This is a genomic window from Paramesorhizobium deserti (assembly GCF_001558695.1).
Lineage (GTDB): Bacteria > Pseudomonadota > Alphaproteobacteria > Rhizobiales > Rhizobiaceae > Paramesorhizobium > Paramesorhizobium deserti.
Map to the genome: position 1 here is coordinate 224,729 of NZ_LNTU01000001.1, position 15,264 is coordinate 239,992.

Consider the following 15,264-nt stretch of genomic DNA (forward strand, 5'->3'; position numbering starts at 1 on the left):
CATGCAACCGGCAAAAAGGCAACGGCTTCGCCTGTCCGGCGGCACGGAATTGGCCTTCGTCACGGCAGGTGAATCGTCCAATCCCGCCATTCTGCTTCAGCACGGCTTTCCGGGTTCGGCGGACTATTTTCGCAACGTCATGCCCGAGCTGTCGCAGGTCGCACATGTGATCGCGCCGGATCTACCTGGCTACGGCGCATCGGAGGTTCTGCCGGCGCCTACGTTTCCCGCCTTCGGGCGGGCCATCTCGGAGCTCCTGGACCGGCTCGCGGTCGGGCCGCGCTACATCTATCTTCATGATTTCGGCGCACCAGTGGGTTTTGACATCGCCATGCAGGCGCCGGAACAGGTCCTGGGCCTCATCGTCCAGAACGCCAACGCGCATGGGACCGGGCTCGGGCCGCCATGGGCCCCGGTGATCGCCTACTGGTCGCATCCAAACCCGGACAATGAGGCGGCCGCGACCGCGCATTTCACATTAGAGGGCACGCGCAACGGGTATCTCGGCGGGATGCCGCCGGACTTGGCGGCGCGAATCCCGGCGGAAGTCTGGGAGGAGGACTGGCGGGTGATGCAATTGCCGGGCCGGCTGGATACGCAGCGAGCGCTCGTCAGGGATTATGGGAACTATGTCGCCCGGTTCGGCGAAATCGCCGAATATCTCGCGCGTTGGCAGCCGCCTTCCCTGATGCTCTGGGCACGGCATGACCCCTTCTTCGATCTCGCCGAAATCCTGTCATGGATGAAGGCGCTGCCGAGGATGGAAGCCCATATTCTCGACGCCGGCCACAAGCTGCTCGAGACCCATTCGGCCCCTGCCGCGACGCTTATGCTCGACTTCATCCGGCATACCCGGCAGAAAGCGGAAAACCCGGAGAGCCTGGCTGAATTGAAACACTAGCAGAACGCGGCCCGCTATCCCGCTGTCAATCTCGGGTCTGTCCCGAGAATCTACCATCAGAAAAAAGAGAATGATTACAGTTCTGACAGATCAGGCCGCAGTAGATTCTCGGGACAAGCCCGAGAATGATGACCAGACGGACGCCGCTTCAAGCTAGTTCTGACAAACACTAGGCAACGCGGCCTAAGCCCTGTTCGCCGGCACGATCTCCGCCTTGAGCCGCCGCGTGGCGATGCCGCGCGCCAGATCGCCTGCCCCATGGCCTGGCTTCAGAAGCGCCATTGCCTGGCGCTTCGACATCAAAAGCCCGTCGCTCATCGGATTGTTGGTGCCGAAGACCCGCGCCAGAAAACGCGGCCTGTTGATCGAGGAACGGGAGAAACGCGCCGGTCCGGGCAGCGCCTCGATGTGATTGCGCGCGGATTCCGACCAGCCTTCGAGCAAGCGCGAGCCCGGCTCCAGGAGCAGGAGCCACTCACCACGCGCGAGCCTGACGCCATCAAGAAGCGACCCGTTTTCCAGAAAGCTGCAGCCCGCCGCATCGGCAACCTCGCGCGTGTGATCGCTCGATCCGTGGTCGACGATAACGACGTCACGCACCAGCCCTTCGACCGCTGCGTTGACCAGCCCCGCCAGCGTGCGCGCCAGGGCCTCTTCCGCGTTCTTGGTTTCGATAATAACGGACACCATGGTTCCGCTTATCGCATGGAGGCGGAAAATGCCACATTTCCTTCACATACAAAAAAGTTCTTGATTTGTTCTCATTTGCTGGATAGGAATAGATTCATCAAATGGTGATTGGTCGAGCCGGTCACCGACAGGCGGACAGATGATGCCCGCCCTATGTGAAGCGTTCCAAGAGAAGCCGGTAAGCCCGGAATATATTCCGGCGAGGAGCAAGCGAATGGATGTCATTCACCATGCCGACAGAGCTGCTTTCGGAGAAGGCCGGGCGGAGCACGCCAATGCGCTGATCGGGGAAGCCGGCCTGCGCATCAACCACGAGCGGCGGCGCGGGCGCGGCGCAGGCATCAATCCATCGGGACGTTTCGAGCCGATCTCCCGGCACGTCTTCGACGATGGCTGGAACACAATCGAGGAACTGCCGCCCTTCAAGACGGACGTGCAGGTCGAGAAGCCCCGGACGATCATCACGCGCAACGATTCACCCGATATCAGCTTCGACCGCTCGATCAATCCCTATCGCGGCTGCGAACATGGCTGCATCTATTGCTTCGCCCGTCCGACGCACAGCTATATGGGTCTTTCGGCGGGGCTAGATTTCGAATCGAAGCTCTTCGCCAAGCCGGATGCGCCGCGCCTCCTGGAGCGGGAACTGGCCAAGCCCGGCTATGTGGTGAAGACCATCGCCATCGGTACCAATACGGATCCCTATCAGCCGATCGAGAAGAAATGGCGCATCATGCGCGAAATCCTCGAAGTGCTCGAGGCGGCCAACCATCCCGTCGGGATCGTCACCAAATCCGCCATGGTGATGCGCGACCAGGATATCCTCGCCCGGATGGCCGAAAAGGGTCTCGCCAAGGTGGCGCTCTCGGTGACGACGCTCGACGCGCGGCTTGCCCGGACGATGGAACCCCGCGCCTCGACCCCGACAAGGCGGCTGCAGGCGATCCGCACGCTCGCCGATGCCGGTATTCCCGCCTCGGTGATGATGGGGCCGGTCATCCCCGGCGTCAATGATCACGAGATCGAGCGTATCCTCGATTCGGCCCATGCGATGGGCGCGCGGGAGGCGGGCTATGTCCTCCTGCGGCTGCCGCTGGAGGTGGCGCCGATCTTCAAGGACTGGCTGCTCAGGCACTATCCGGACCGCTATCGCCATGTCATGTCGCTGGTGCGCTCCATGCGCGGCGGCAAGGATTACGATGCCGAATGGGGCAAGCGCATGCGCGGCGAAGGCCCCTATGCCTGGCAGATCGGTCGGCGTTTCGAAATCGCCGCCAAGAAGCTCGGTATGAACATCCAGAGGAGGAAGCTCAGAACCGATCTTTTCGAGCCGCCGGCGAAATACGGAACCCAGCTCTCACTTTTTTGACCCCCTCGCGGAACTTTTCGCCGCAATGCGCATAGTGGGAGTATCCGGCTTCCTATGCGCGGTTCCGGCGAAGCGATTTAACTTCCATCAGGTATCCGAGCCCCTTGCCTGATGGCGACCTCACTGCCCCCGTCCCCCGGCAGGAGGTCTTGCGGAGAACCGGAAGCAATGCGATCGTCGCCGCACCATGACTCGCGTGCTTACCGATTCTCCGCTCCTATTCGACATGCCGATCAAGCCGGATTTTTCCACCGAGCTGCGGCTGCTCAAAAGAGGCGTTCGCCCTATCGCCGGCATAGACGAAGCGGGACGCGGCCCGCTGGCCGGGCCGGTGGTGGCGGCTGCGGTGGTTCTCGATGCGGAGCGCCTTCCCGAAGGTCTCGACGATTCCAAGCGGCTGACCGCGGCGATGCGGGAGAAGCTTTTCGACGCTATTCTCTCGCAGGCCCTGGCGGTTTCCGTCGCAAGCCTCTGCGCGCCCAGCATTGACCGCTCGGATATCCGCAAGGCGTCGCTGGAGGCTATGCGCCGCGCGGCCGCCGGGCTGACGCTGGCGCCTTCCCATGCGCTGGTCGACGGCTGCGACGTGCCCTGGGGGCTCTGCTGCGAGGGCAGCGCCCTCGTCAAGGGGGACCAGCGCTCCGTCTCGATCGCCGCCGCCTCCATCGTCGCCAAGGTCACCCGCGACCGCATGATGCAGCGGGCGGGCGGGCACCACCCCCATTACGGGCTCGAGGCGCATGTGGGATATGCGACCCAGCAGCACCGCTCGGCCATCGAGCTCCACGGCCCCCTCCGCGGCCTGCACCGCTATACCTTCGCGCCGATCAAGGGCCGTTTTCCGGCGGAGTGAGGGCGTTTGGGTACGGAAAAGTGCCGTTTCTGACTTCGCCTTTTTCTGTGGCAAAGCATTTTACCTGGAATGGAAACCCCTGGCGGGACAGCACCCCCTCTGCCCTGCCGGGCATCTCCCCCCGCCAAGGGCAGGCAATCGCATATGAATGCCCCTCATCTGCCTGCCGGCATCTTCTCCCCGCATGCGGGGAGAAGAAAGAGGCGGAGACGCTGGTGTCCCCTCTCCCTGTTTGCGGGAGAGGGTAAGGGTGAAGGGCAAATTGCGCCATATGCGATTGCCCTGCCCTTGCGGGAGATGGCGGGCAGGCCAGAGGGGGGCGCCTAGTGTTTGTCAGAACCAGCTTGAGTTTGTCAGAACCAGCTTGAAGCGGTGTCCGTCTGGCCGTCATTCTCGGGCTTGTCCCGAGAATCTACTGCAGCCTGATCTATCAGGACGGTAATCATTCTCTTTTTCTTATGGTAGATTCTCGGGACAAGTCCGAGAATGACGGCGAGATGGGCCGCGTTCTGCCAGCGTTTCAATAAAACCATGACAGACTAGCGATTCCATAAAAACGTGAAGCGCTCCAAAATCACACGCAAACAAAAACGCCGCCTTGCGGCGGCGTCTTAACCAGTATCGGAACCAGCGAAACGTGCCGGCTCAGTTGAGCCGCGATTTCACTTCGCCGACCGACTTCTTGAAGAGTTCGCCGGCCGTCTTCGGGTCCAGCTTGTCGGCGATGAGCCGGCCGGCCGCGGTGACCGCGATCTCGACTGCGGAGGAACGGACCTCGTTGATCGCCTCGGATTCGGCCTGCGCGATCTTCTGTTCGGCAAGCTTGTTGCGGCGGGCGACATAGTCTTCCGTCTTCGCCTTGGCCTCCTCGAGAAGCGCCTTCGCCTCGCGCTCGGCGGCGGTCAGGATATCGCCGGCTTCCTTCTCGGCTTCCTTGCGCTTGCGCTGATACTCGGCCAGGAGCTGCTGGGCCTCCTCACGCAGGCGGCGGGCCTCATCAAGCTCGTTCTTGATGCGGTCAGCGCGCTCATCCAGCGAACGGGCGAGCACTTTCGGCACCTTCATGTAGATGATGACGCCCACGAAAATAATAAGAGCGACGAGTGACCAGAATGTAGCGTCCATGTCGTCCTCCTTAGCCGCGAACGGCTTTGACTGCAGCCGAAACGGAAGCCTTGTCGACGCTTCCGCCAATAAGCTGTTTCACGATCTCGGTCGCCGTATCCTCGGCAATGGCCCCGACATCGCTCATGGCCTTGTCCTTGATCGCGGCAATGCGGCTTTCGGCCTCGTTGAGCTTCGTCTCGAGCGAAGCCTCGACAGCGGCGCGCTCGGCTTCCGCCTTGCTCTTGGCATTGTCGCGGGCTTCCTGCGCAATGCCGCCGGCCTTGAGGCGGGCCTCGGCCAGTTCCTGCTCATAGGCGGCAATGGCGCTGTCGGCATCCTGCTTCATGCGGGCGGCCTGCTCGAGATCCTGTTCGATACGATCACGGCGGGTCTCGATCACACTGCCGATGCGCGGCAGGACCACGCGCGACAGGAAGAGATAGAAAAGCCCGAAGGTGATGGCCAGCCACAGAACCTGGGATGCGTAATGGGTGGAATCGAACGGCGGAAATACGCCGGTGTGACCGGCATCATGCGGCACGCCGGTCTCGGTGTGCACGGCCTCGGCATCCCCGGCCGGGGTGCCATGATCAACCGCCGGTGTTTCAGCCGGTTGAGATTGGGTTTCGCTTTGGGCAAACGCCGCGGACACGAACATCCATCATCCCCTTTAACTCAGGCACCTGCCGCACGATCCGCAAACGGAAACCGCTGGGGAGGATCATACGCAGGTCCAAACGTCAGAGCGCTTCATACATCCTCACGACGCATGGGTGCTCTACAGCATCGCCGAAAACCGGTATCGATCTTCGGTTGCTACAGCGCTTTCATGCAACGTCCATATGGACGGGTGGCGCTGTAAAGCAAGAACCGGCCGCGATGACAGTGCCTGAAGGCACGTCCGGACGCGGCCGGCCGATTCAAGTCAGCCGATCAGACGGCGAACAGGAGCAGAAGCGCGATGAGCAGCGAGAAGATGCCCAGAGCTTCCGTCACGGCGAAGCCGAACACCAGACGGCCGAACTGGCTGTCAGCGGCGGACGGGTTGCGCAGGGCGCCGGAAAGATAGTTGCCGAAGATATTGCCGAGGCCGAGGGCCGTACCGGCCATACCGAAACAGGCGAGACCGGCGCCGATGTACTTTGCTGCTTCCGCTTCCATGTTGAACTCCTTCTGGATTGAAAACTAACTGCGGATTTCAGTTCTGGCGGAAGTCCGCCGGTGAAACTTTAGTGTCCCGGATGCACCGCATCGTTGATGTACATGCAGGTGAGAACGGTGAAGACATAGGCCTGCAGGAAGGCGACGAGGAATTCGAGCGCCGTGATCGCCACCGTCATCAGCAGCGGCAGGATGGCGCCGCCGACGCCGACTGCGCCAAGCGCGCTGAGCGAGACGACGAAGCCTGCGAAAACCTTCAGCGTGATGTGGCCGGCCAGCATGTTGGCGAAAAGACGAACCGAGAGGCTGACAGGGCGGGAGAGGAAGGAAATGACCTCGATCAGAACGACCAGCGGCACGATGATGGCCGGAACGCCGCTCGGCACGAAAAGCTTGAGAAAGCCGAAGCCATGCTTCCAGAAACCGTAGATAATGACTGTGCCGATGACGAGAACGGCCAGCGCAAAGGTGACGATGATCTGGCTCGTCACCGTATAGAAATAGGGGAACAGGCCGAGGAAATTGGCGACCAGCACGAACATGAACAGCGAGAAGACGAAGGGAAAGAACTTCATTCCCTGCGATCCGGCCGAATCTCGTAAGGCGGAGGCCACGAATTCATAGGCCATCTCCGAGACGGACTGGAGCCTGGTCGGGATCAGGCCGCGGCTCGACGAAGTAAAGAGGAGAAAGCCGGATGCCACCACGACCGTCATCACCATGAAGGCCGAAACATTGGTGAAGGACAGATCGACTCCGCCAACCTCGATAGGAATCCATCTGGAGACCTGGAACTGATGGATCGGATCGTTAGCCACCTTAACCTCGTCTGTCGTCCCATGCCCGAAGGCGTTTCAGTTTCCGGCCCGAAGGCCTAATTCCTGTTCTTATCGTCCGGCATCCGCCCGGGCTGGATGCCGGTTTGTGCGACCTGCCCCGACGAACGCAGAATATTGAGCACACCGGCAACGAAACCGAGGAGCAGGAATATGATCAAACCCCACGGCGACGTCCCAGCGAAATGGTCGATCAGCCAGCCGATCGCCGCACCCACCAAAACCCCGGCGATGAACTCGCTCGACAGTTTCATGGCCTGCGCAACACCGGCGGACGATCCCGACCGTTCTTCCGGAGCGCCTGGCTTCTTCAACGCGCCTGTCCTTGCCAATTCGGCCTCGAGACGGCGGCGACGTTCGTCCAGATCCCCCGAAAAAGGGCCGCTGTCCGCACCCTGCGCGCGGGCGGTGCGATCCGGCTGATCGGGCTTCTTCCCGGTTGCCATGACGCCTCCTCGAGCGCGTTGGTGCAAGGCTTCGGCCCCGCTTCAAAGTCGCGCGCAACATATTGACAGCCCGCCTGCTAGTCAAGGCGAAGCAATCAACACTTAAAAAGGTTTTTTATGCTTTTGAATCAATCGATTAGTCGATTTGTGGTATCAAAGTCTCCGGAATTGTCCGCCCTGGTGCGCTAATCAGGCGCAGACAATCGCTCAATCGCCCGGCTGAAGAGCGGTGGAAGCGGTCAGCTTTTCCCATGCCGCCATGGCGGATTCGGCAATCCTCAGAAGCGTCTCCCGTGTGGCGCCATCGCGCGCCTGGAGCGCCATCCCCTGCTGCACCGTCATATAGAACGCGGCGATCGCCCGGCAATCGATCCCTTCCGGCAACTCCCCCTCGTCCACGGCGCGCTCCAACCGCTGGCGCAGCGCCAGCAAATTTTCCGCACGGTGGTCGTGCAACATGCGCCAGGCGCCGTTATTGCCCTCGTCTTCATGCAGGACACCCAGCACGATCAGGCACCCGCGCGGTTTGTCTCCGGCGGTGAAGGCAAGGGCGCTCGACCGCAGCAGATGCTCAACCCCGGCTTTTGCCGTCGGCGACGCCGGTACGGCATCCCACATGACGCCGCCCCGCGCGGCGTAGAGATCGACCGCTTCGCCGAACAGCGCCTCCTTGCAGCCGAAGGCCGCATAGAGGCTTGGCGAGTTGATGCCCATGGCTTTCGTCAGATCCGTCATGGACGCGCCGTCATAGCCTTTCTCCTCGAAGACCTCCATGGCGCGCTCTAGCGCTCTCGCCCGATCAAAGCTGCGCGGCCGGCCTCTTTCCGACATGCGAAATCCTTTCTGTGCCGATCGATAAATAAATCACTTGACGGCTCCGTACAAGGCTGGAATGCTTTCTGTATCGATCAATACAGAAAGGAATCGATATGACCCGTTTGAATGGAAAGGTGGCTCTGGTGACCGGCGGAAGCCGTGGCATGGGAGCGGCGATCGCCCGAAGGCTGGCGGCAGATGGCGCCGATGTGGCGCTGACCTATGCGCGCTCGCCGGAAAAGGCCGAAGGCGTTGCGGCGGATATCGCAAAGGCCGGGCGGCGCAGCCGGGCGATCCAGGCGGACAACCGGGATGCCGCCGCCATCCAATCCGCCGTCGCCGCCACGGTGCAGGCGTTCGGCCGGCTCGACATTCTCGTCAACAATGCCGGCATCTTTTCAATGGCACCAATCGAAGAGGTGACGCTCGAGGCCTATGACGAGATGATGGCGGTTAACACGCGCGCCACCTTCGTGGCCATCAAAGCCGCCGTCCCGCACCTGCCCGAGGGCGGAAGAATCATCTCCATCGGCAGCAATCTGGCCGAACAGGTTCCGGCTGCCGGCATGAGCCTTTATGCGGCGAGCAAGGCGGCGCTCATCGGCCTCACCAAGGGCGTCGCGCGTGACCTCGGGGCGAAGAGGATTACCGTCAACCTGGTGCAACCCGGCTCGACCGATACGGACATGAACCCCGCCGACACGGACCATGCGGATGCGCAGCGCGCCCGGATGGCCATTCCAACCTATGCCACGCCGCAGGATATCGCCGGCCTTGTGGCATGGCTTGCCAGCGAGGAGGCGCGTTTCGTCACCGGCGCCACGCTGGTGATGGACAGCGGAGCCAATGTGTGACGGGCCTTTCGCTCAGCTCCAGCCGCCGCCATAGGTGCGGTAGAAGATGTGCAGCCCGATCTTCTTGACCCGCTCCATGGTGCGGGCCCAGCGCGGCTTGACGTAGGTGGCGTGATAATGGGTCGCCGACCCCACCTCCGGCAGCCAGATCTGGCCGGCGGAGACGGCCTTCGCCACGTCCTGCGCGACACGCCAATGCTTCGGCTCGGTCACGCGGTGGCGGCGGCCGTCACAGGCGAAGGAGAACTGGCAGCGATTGCGCCAGTCGTCATTCTGATAGACGACGCCGCAGACAGTCTTGGGATAGGCCGGGTTGCGGACGCGGTTGAGGATGACCTGCGCCACAGCCGCCTGTCCCTTGATCTGCTCGCCGCGCGCCTCGAAATAGATGCCCTCGGCAAGGCATTTCTGCTCCTTCGCGGTGAAGACCAGCGGCGGCAGCGGGGAAGCAGCCCAGGGGTGATCTTCCGGCCCGACCGGCGGCGTAAAGCGGCCCTTGTTCTTCTCTTCCGTCAGAATGCTCGCGAAGGGCGATACCTTGGCATAATCCGGCTCAGACGGCGCATAACCCGTCGCCAGGATGTCGGGATTGTCGTTGGTGACGAGCTTCGCCAGTTGCGTGGGCATGGCAGGCGCCGGCTTTGGTGGCTCGACCTTGTGGAAGGCGAGCGTGATGTCGATCTCCTTGCCGCGGATCGCGCGGGTGAAGGCCATGCGCACCTCCGGCTTCTCGGCCGGGCGCAGCAGCATGCTGGAGCGCTCGAGAAGCGTTCCGGCATTGAAGGATCTCGGCGGCGCCTTCGGCAACACGGAGACGACGCGACCCTGCTTCGCGGCGCGGTTGATGCGGTTCTCGTCCGGATTGGGATCGGCGATGCCGAGCTTTTCGTGGCTCCGCCCGCCGCTGAAGGCAACGCGCCCGACACCCGGCACATCAATACCGGCTGCCTTGATGCTGCCGGTCATCAGCGAGGTATCGACGAACGGTGTTTCGGCCTTGTGGATAGAGCCGGCTGGCGTCTGCAGCATGAAAGCCGCCCAGCGCTGCCCGCCGCCCTCACCCGCCGAGATAAGGCTCGCCATGTCCTGAAAGGCGACAACGGTGGGATTGAATAAATAGATCGCCGCGCCGATGATGGCGGGAGCCGCCAGGCCGTGCTTCTGATCGGAACGGCGGCGGCGGGAGGAGAGCCGCCCTGATAACAACAAGACAGAACGGGCCGGCAGGACCCGCAAAGACTCAAGACGCACGTCACACTCCACTCGAAACACGTAAAATTCGAATGGATGCGAGAATGAAGCATTAACCTTGATGGAGGGTTAACGGGAGATGAGTTTAGTGATTCATTTTTTAAGCTTATTTTAACGGTTTATCGACGCGGGTCCGCTATGATGCGCTTGGTCATTTTCCGACGCACTCATCCGGCTACCTTGAATATCGTCTGTTAATCTCTTGATGTTGTAGCCAATAGTGGCATACGTTTCCCGCAGGTTAATACTATTAGCTGCATGTGAGGATCAGTTCTTGGAACCTAACCAGACAAGACTTCTATCCCCGAACGACGCCGTAAAACTGCCCCCCGGATCCGACCACTACACAGCCTATGTCGGCCCGCCCGGACAGTGGGATTTCATGGGAGCAACGCAGTTCCGGTTACTAACGACTCTGGGATTGCGTAACCGACATAAGGTTCTGGATCTGGGCTGCGGCTCACTCCGTGCGGGACGGTTCCTGATTATGTATCTGGATCGCGGAAATTACTTCGCAATCGAACCAAACATCTGGCTAATAGAGGACGCTATAAAAAATGAGATCGGCCAAGCTCTTGTTAATTTGAAACAACCGTCCTTCAGCCACAACGATGACTTCAATACCGAAGTTTTCGGCACGAAATTCGATTTCATTGTGGCTCAATCTATTTTCTCCCATGCTGGACCCGAATTAGTCTCAACCGCCCTCCGGAGCATTCGGCAGTCGCTCGACAAAAATGGACTAGCCCTGGTGACATTCATCCACAAAGACAAACAACCTCATGCGCCGGAAGAGATGCCTGGATGGACCTATCCTGGGTGCACAACATACCGGCCCGAGCGAGTCTCCGCCCTTCTATCAGAGGCGGCGCTCTATGGCCGCGAGCTACCGTGGTATCATCCACGTCAGAATTGGTATGCTCTCGCAGTTAGCCCTGAAGTCTTGCCGGATTCCACGCTGGACAGGCACCTGTCAGGCGCAGTTCTGCGGGAGAATGAATTTCAGGGCAGTGTTGAACACAAATAGGGCTTTGGCCGATTCTTCCACGTTGCCCTCCGATCGCTGACTGCAACGGCTGGGAACCGTGACGGTTGGAAAGTCTTTTTTCTGCACGAAAGAAGAAGATGCGATGATCGGCTATACGATGATGGGAACAAACGATCTGGCGCGCTCGCTCGCCTTTTATGATCCAATCATGGAAGCGATGGGGCTCGATCCATGCTGGCGGGATCGCCTGTCGGCGTCTTGGGCAAGAAGGACGACGAGACCTTTCCGCGCTTCTTCACCGGTTATCCCTTCAATGAAAAGACCGCGCAGGCTGGCAACGGCACCATGACCGCGTTTCTCGTGGAGGACGCCGCGACGATCGATCGGCTCCATGTCCTGGCGATCAGGAATGGCGGCAGTGACGAAGGCGAGCCCGGCTTCCGCCCGCAATACGGCGAAGGGTTCTACGGCGCCTATGTCCGCGATCCCGACGGCAACAAGCTCGCCTTCGTCTGTTATGATGCCCAGTGATGAAAGACAAAAATCCGAGCGCGATCAGCGCATAGAAGAATAATATGAGTAATTATCTACACAGTGTCAGTATCTTACGGGATTTTTCTGTTTATCTGAATCAGAAAAACTATCAAATATCCCATATGAGCATCAGCAAATCCCAACGATGATAATTCTCTATTTCAAATCCGTTTAACTTTCCGGGATTCCTCCATGCAATTTGATGAGTTTATAATCCCATACCAAAAATGGCAGATAACTTCATAATGTTAATGTTTAGAATCAACCAGCCTCCAGATTGATTCTGAAAAATCTCCCAACAATTTGTTTTCTTTAAAAGTATCTTATGTAATTTTCATTCTCTTACTTACATTAAAGCACGAGAGTTACTTACCCGACGCAACCTATATCGGAAATCTTTACCCGCTCCACAGAAGCTCGATCGATCGCCCCAACAAATAATCAGAACAGGCTTTCCGTTAATGTTTAGATTCAACGGGCTTTCAAACTGATTCTGGAAAATTCCATAGATACTTGTTTTTGTATAAGTATTACAGAATAATGCTATACGCTTTTCTGAAATCCCAATGATATTTATTGTCTATATCAACGGCGTTTCTTCGCCCGGCCGGCAAAAGGATTATCCGACGTCCTGAGCGACAGGCGGATCGGCACGCCCGGCATCTGGAACTGCTCGCGCAGGCCGTTGATCAGATAGCGCACATAGGATTGCGGCATGGCTTCCGGCCTGGAGCAGGAGACGACGAAACCCGGCGGGCGGGTCTTCACCTGCGTCATGTATTTGATCTTCAGCCGGCGGCCGGAGACGGCCGGAGGCGGATGGTGCGTCACGACGCCCTCGAGCCAGCGGTTGAGCCTGCCGGTCGAGACGCGGCGGTTCCAGATCTCATGGGTGAGCGCGACATTCTCCATGAGCTGGTCAATGCCCTGCCCCGTCTCGCCGGAGATAGTGACGGCGCGAAGCCCGCGCACCTGCGGCAAGAGGCGCTCCGTCTTTTCGCGCAGATCGGCCAGAACCTCCTGCCGGTTCTCGATCAGGTCCCATTTGTTGAAGGCGATCACCGGCGCGCGGCCTTCGCGGATGACGAGATCGGCGATCTGCAGGTCCTGCTTCTCGAAGGGGATCGTGGCATCGAAAACAATGATGACGACTTCCGCGAAGCGGATGGCGCGCAGGGCGTCCGAAACCGACAGCTTCTCAAGCTTCTCCTGCACGCGCGACTTGCGACGCAGGCCAGCCGTATCGAAAAGCTTGATGCGCCGGCCGCGCCATTCCCAGTCGACCGAGATCGAGTCCCGGGTGATACCGGCTTCCGGGCCGGTCAGCAGGCGCTCCTCGCCGAGCATGGTGTTGATCAGCGTCGACTTGCCGGCATTGGGACGCCCAACAATGGCGATCCTGAGCGGCTTCGAGGCGTCATAGGCCGGGATCTCCTCGGCGTCGGGATCCTCGATATCGTCGCCGATTAACGTCGTTTCCTGCGAGGCGACGGCAGGGCGCGCTTCCGCTTCCGCCTCTTCCTCCTCGGCGAAGGCGCGTTCCTTGCCGATCGCCTCGACGATCGCGTCGCGCAGGTCAGGTATGCCCTGGCCGTGCTCGGCCGAAATCGGGCATGGCTCGCCAAGCCCCAGCCGGAAGGCATCGTACATGCCGGCCTCCGCGCCGCGGGATTCCGATTTGTTGGCGACGAGGACGACAGGCTTGCCGGACTTGCGCACCAGATCGGCGAAGGTCATGTCGGCCGGCGTGATGCCGCCTTTGGCATCGATCATAAAGAGGATCACGTCGGCCTCGGCGATCGCGATCTCGGTCTGGGCGCGCATGCGCCCTTCCAGCGTTTCGCTGCCCGTCTCTTCGAGGCCGGCGGTATCAACCACCTTAAACTTCAGATCATAGAGCTTGCCGTCATGCACGCGGCGATCGCGCGTGACACCGGGCGTATCATCGACGAGCGCCAGCTTTTGCCCGGCAAGCCGGTTGAAAAGCGTCGATTTGCCGACATTCGGACGCCCGACAATGGCAAGGGTGAAACTCATATACTTCTATTCCTAATCTCAACCCTGCGCCGCGGCGCCGGAGCTGCGGATCAGATCGAGCATCATATTGGCGCGCTGGCGGATATCGGGCGGCGCGCCATTGTCGTCGGCGATCTGCTGGAAGAGGCGCATTGCGTCATCCGTGCGCCCGGCCTTCCAGGCGGCGAGCCCCAGCGCCTCGCGCGCCGAATGGCGCATCGGGTTGCCATCTGTGGAAATCGGCTCGACGCGCTTTGCGACATCGTCGTAAGAGCCGGTATCGATCAGGATGAAGGCCGCGCGCAGCCGCGCCATGTCGCGGATGGAGGCATCCACCGAATTGTCGGCGGCGACCGCGTCGAAGGCCGAAACGGCGCCGGCGGCGTCACCCTTCTGGAAGGTCAGCGTCGCGGCGCGCATGCGCGCCAGCACGGGATAGGCGCCGTAGCCGTCCTTTTCCAGTTCGCTCAGCGCGGCGAGCGCCTCATCGTTCTTTCCCTGGCGCGCGAGATCGAGAGCGGCCAGGAACCTGTCGCCCGACTGCGAAGCCCGGGATTCGCTCCAGTATTGATAGCCGACCGTCGCGGCAGTTCCCAGGACGACAGCGACAGCGCCGCCGATCAGCAGCGGACCGAAACGCCGCCAGATCGCCTTTACCCTGTCGGAGCGGAGTTCTTCATTTACTTCGCGGATGAAGCTGTCGTCTGCCATGGACCTGCCGTCAATCGTGATCTGTTCGCCTATGCGCCTGTTGCAAGGAGCAGTTCACGCGCTTTTAGTCGGAATTGGATATATATGTAAGGCCTGATCTTTAATTTAGAGCGGTGGAACGCCGATCAGCCATTCGTGCAGCTTCCAGAAGAACAGCACATAGAGCACCAGCCCGATGATAATTGTCAGAATATCGTTGATCACCGGGCCTGAAGCAATCACGGCCACCTCTCCCGCACGCTCGCGGCGCTTGACCGAGATGCGGTCCCACACCGCCCAGGCGAGGAGGGAGAGGAACAGGACCAGCGAGGCCAGATCGCCATTGGCCAGAAGATGAGCAAAGGCCCAGATCTTGATGGCCACCAGCATGGGATGGCGAATCTTCGGCTTGAGCTTGCCTGACGGCATCAGGAACATGGCGAGGAAGATGAAGGAAAACACCATCAAGAGCAGCGTGACGTGCCTCATCCATACCGGCGGCTCGTAGAGTATGGGAGCCGTCTGGCGGGCCATGCCAAAGCCCCAGATGATCAGGATGAAGCCGATTATCGATACGACGGAATAGAGCCCCTTCCATGTCCCCTCGCCCCATTCGGCGATTTTCGCTTCGCGCCATTGCGGCGCGATGATCCGCACCGAGTGAATGCCGAGAAAAATCACAAGACCAAGGATCAGTACGAGCATGGGTTCCTCCCCCTCTTTGCCCGCAACATATCTCGGGCAAGGCGGCG

Annotated in this window: 17 protein-coding genes; 6 read left to right on the forward strand and 11 right to left on the reverse strand. The window is 60.3% G+C overall.

Translation table 11 applies throughout. From position 1 onward, the window contains the following. Nucleotide 1 precedes the first annotated feature (1 nt). Nucleotides 2–901, forward strand: coding sequence for an alpha/beta fold hydrolase (locus tag ATN84_RS01035; protein ID WP_068879686.1), 900 nt, complete (start codon nt 2–4; stop codon nt 899–901). 183 nt (nt 902–1,084) lie between these two features. On the opposite strand, the gene ATN84_RS01040 is transcribed toward ATN84_RS01035, so the two are convergent. After that, nucleotides 1,085–1,591 (reverse strand): glycosyltransferase, encoded by a 507-nt coding sequence (locus ATN84_RS01040; protein ID WP_068879687.1) that lies wholly within the window; start codon nt 1,589–1,591, stop codon nt 1,085–1,087. A gap of 214 nt (nt 1,592–1,805) precedes the next feature. Between ATN84_RS01040 and ATN84_RS01045 the strand changes: the two genes are divergently transcribed. Together ATN84_RS01045 and ATN84_RS01050 are read left to right on the forward strand one after the other, a co-directional pair. After that, the gene (locus tag ATN84_RS01045; protein WP_068879688.1) at nt 1,806–2,960 is read left to right on the forward strand and encodes a PA0069 family radical SAM protein; all 1,155 of its coding nucleotides are present in this window, start codon (nt 1,806–1,808) and stop codon (nt 2,958–2,960) included. Nucleotides 2,961–3,147: 187 nt separating this feature from the next. Continuing rightward, on the forward strand, nt 3,148–3,813 hold the full coding sequence (locus ATN84_RS01050) for a ribonuclease HII (protein ID WP_068879689.1): 666 nt from the start codon (nt 3,148–3,150) through the stop codon (nt 3,811–3,813). Between the two features lie 645 nt (nt 3,814–4,458). On the opposite strand, the gene ATN84_RS01060 is transcribed toward ATN84_RS01050, so the two are convergent. The 6 genes from ATN84_RS01060 to ATN84_RS01085 all read right to left on the reverse strand — a co-directional run bounded on the left by ATN84_RS01060 (nt 4,459) and on the right by ATN84_RS01085 (nt 8,194). Continuing rightward, nucleotides 4,459–4,938, reverse strand: coding sequence for a F0F1 ATP synthase subunit B (locus ATN84_RS01060; protein ID WP_068879691.1), 480 nt, complete (start codon nt 4,936–4,938; stop codon nt 4,459–4,461). A 10-nt stretch (nt 4,939–4,948) separates the two neighbouring features. Further along, nucleotides 4,949–5,578, reverse strand: a complete 630-nt coding sequence (locus ATN84_RS01065; protein ID WP_068879692.1) for a F0F1 ATP synthase subunit B — start codon at nt 5,576–5,578, stop codon at nt 4,949–4,951. A 275-nt stretch (nt 5,579–5,853) separates the two neighbouring features. Continuing rightward, nucleotides 5,854–6,081: a F0F1 ATP synthase subunit C gene (locus tag ATN84_RS01070; protein WP_006466154.1), complete on the reverse strand. Its 228-nt coding sequence runs from the start codon at nt 6,079–6,081 to the stop codon at nt 5,854–5,856. A 68-nt stretch (nt 6,082–6,149) separates the two neighbouring features. Continuing rightward, entirely contained in the window at nt 6,150–6,899 is a 750-nt protein-coding gene (locus ATN84_RS01075) for a F0F1 ATP synthase subunit A (protein WP_068879693.1), read from the reverse strand. Between the two features lie 56 nt (nt 6,900–6,955). Continuing rightward, a complete protein-coding gene (locus ATN84_RS01080) occupies nt 6,956–7,363 on the reverse strand; it encodes an AtpZ/AtpI family protein (protein WP_068879694.1) in 408 nt (135 codons plus the stop codon). Nucleotides 7,364–7,570: 207 nt separating this feature from the next. Continuing rightward, nucleotides 7,571–8,194, reverse strand: a complete 624-nt coding sequence (locus ATN84_RS01085; protein WP_068879695.1) for a TetR/AcrR family transcriptional regulator — start codon at nt 8,192–8,194, stop codon at nt 7,571–7,573. A gap of 92 nt (nt 8,195–8,286) precedes the next feature. Here ATN84_RS01085 and ATN84_RS01090 point away from each other — a divergent pair, with 92 nt between their 5' ends. Further along, a complete protein-coding gene (locus ATN84_RS01090) occupies nt 8,287–9,033 on the forward strand; it encodes an SDR family NAD(P)-dependent oxidoreductase (RefSeq protein ID WP_425287372.1) in 747 nt (248 codons plus the stop codon). Nucleotides 9,034–9,045: 12 nt separating this feature from the next. Here the strand turns inward: ATN84_RS01090 and ATN84_RS01095 are convergent, their stop codons facing one another. Then, nucleotides 9,046–10,185: a cell wall hydrolase gene (locus tag ATN84_RS01095; RefSeq protein ID WP_068880807.1), complete on the reverse strand. Its 1,140-nt coding sequence runs from the start codon at nt 10,183–10,185 to the stop codon at nt 9,046–9,048. 373 nt (nt 10,186–10,558) lie between these two features. On the opposite strand from ATN84_RS01095, the gene ATN84_RS01100 reads away from it, so the two are divergent. Continuing rightward, nucleotides 10,559–11,311 carry a class I SAM-dependent methyltransferase gene (locus ATN84_RS01100; protein WP_068879697.1) on the forward strand — a complete coding sequence of 251 codons (753 nt, stop codon included), beginning with the start codon at nt 10,559–10,561 and terminating at the stop codon, nt 11,309–11,311. A gap of 192 nt (nt 11,312–11,503) precedes the next feature. After that, nucleotides 11,504–11,803 carry a VOC family protein gene (locus tag ATN84_RS01105; RefSeq protein ID WP_244490960.1) on the forward strand — a complete coding sequence of 100 codons (300 nt, stop codon included), beginning with the start codon at nt 11,504–11,506 and terminating at the stop codon, nt 11,801–11,803. A 588-nt stretch (nt 11,804–12,391) separates the two neighbouring features. Here the strand turns inward: ATN84_RS01105 and der are convergent. From der to ATN84_RS01120, 3 genes are all read right to left on the reverse strand, one after another. Further along, nucleotides 12,392–13,843: a ribosome biogenesis GTPase Der gene (der, locus tag ATN84_RS01110; RefSeq protein ID WP_068879698.1), complete on the reverse strand. Its 1,452-nt coding sequence runs from the start codon at nt 13,841–13,843 to the stop codon at nt 12,392–12,394. An 18-nt stretch (nt 13,844–13,861) separates the two neighbouring features. Beyond that, nucleotides 13,862–14,533 (reverse strand): tetratricopeptide repeat protein, encoded by a 672-nt coding sequence (locus ATN84_RS01115; RefSeq protein WP_068879699.1) that lies wholly within the window; start codon nt 14,531–14,533, stop codon nt 13,862–13,864. Nucleotides 14,534–14,638: 105 nt separating this feature from the next. Further along, nucleotides 14,639–15,217 carry an NnrU family protein gene (locus tag ATN84_RS01120; protein ID WP_068879700.1) on the reverse strand — a complete coding sequence of 193 codons (579 nt, stop codon included), beginning with the start codon at nt 15,215–15,217 and terminating at the stop codon, nt 14,639–14,641. Between the last annotated feature and the right edge of the window lie 47 nt (nt 15,218–15,264).

Bases quoted from the DNA above. Each gene is read 5' to 3' on its own strand.
- ATN84_RS01120 (WP_068879700.1), bottom strand. From the start codon at position 15,217: ATGCTCGTACTGATCCTTGGTCTTGTGATTTTTCTCGGCATTCACTCG.
- ATN84_RS01035 (WP_068879686.1), top strand. From the start codon at position 2: ATGCAACCGGCAAAAAGGCAACGGCTTCGCCTGTCCGGCGGCACGGAA.
- ATN84_RS01045 (WP_068879688.1), top strand. From the start codon at position 1,806: ATGGATGTCATTCACCATGCCGACAGAGCTGCTTTCGGAGAAGGCCGG.
- ATN84_RS01050 (WP_068879689.1), top strand. From the start codon at position 3,148: ATGACTCGCGTGCTTACCGATTCTCCGCTCCTATTCGACATGCCGATC.
- ATN84_RS01070 (WP_006466154.1), bottom strand. From the start codon at position 6,081: ATGGAAGCGGAAGCAGCAAAGTACATCGGCGCCGGTCTCGCCTGTTTC.
- ATN84_RS01115 (WP_068879699.1), bottom strand. From the start codon at position 14,533: ATGGCAGACGACAGCTTCATCCGCGAAGTAAATGAAGAACTCCGCTCC.
- ATN84_RS01080 (WP_068879694.1), bottom strand. From the start codon at position 7,363: ATGGCAACCGGGAAGAAGCCCGATCAGCCGGATCGCACCGCCCGCGCG.
- ATN84_RS01060 (WP_068879691.1), bottom strand. From the start codon at position 4,938: ATGGACGCTACATTCTGGTCACTCGTCGCTCTTATTATTTTCGTGGGC.
- ATN84_RS01105 (WP_244490960.1), top strand. From the start codon at position 11,504: ATGCTGGCGGGATCGCCTGTCGGCGTCTTGGGCAAGAAGGACGACGAG.
- ATN84_RS01065 (WP_068879692.1), bottom strand. From the start codon at position 5,578: ATGTTCGTGTCCGCGGCGTTTGCCCAAAGCGAAACCCAATCTCAACCG.
- der (WP_068879698.1), bottom strand. From the start codon at position 13,843: ATGAGTTTCACCCTTGCCATTGTCGGGCGTCCGAATGTCGGCAAATCG.
- ATN84_RS01085 (WP_068879695.1), bottom strand. From the start codon at position 8,194: ATGTCGGAAAGAGGCCGGCCGCGCAGCTTTGATCGGGCGAGAGCGCTA.
- ATN84_RS01040 (WP_068879687.1), bottom strand. From the start codon at position 1,591: ATGGTGTCCGTTATTATCGAAACCAAGAACGCGGAAGAGGCCCTGGCG.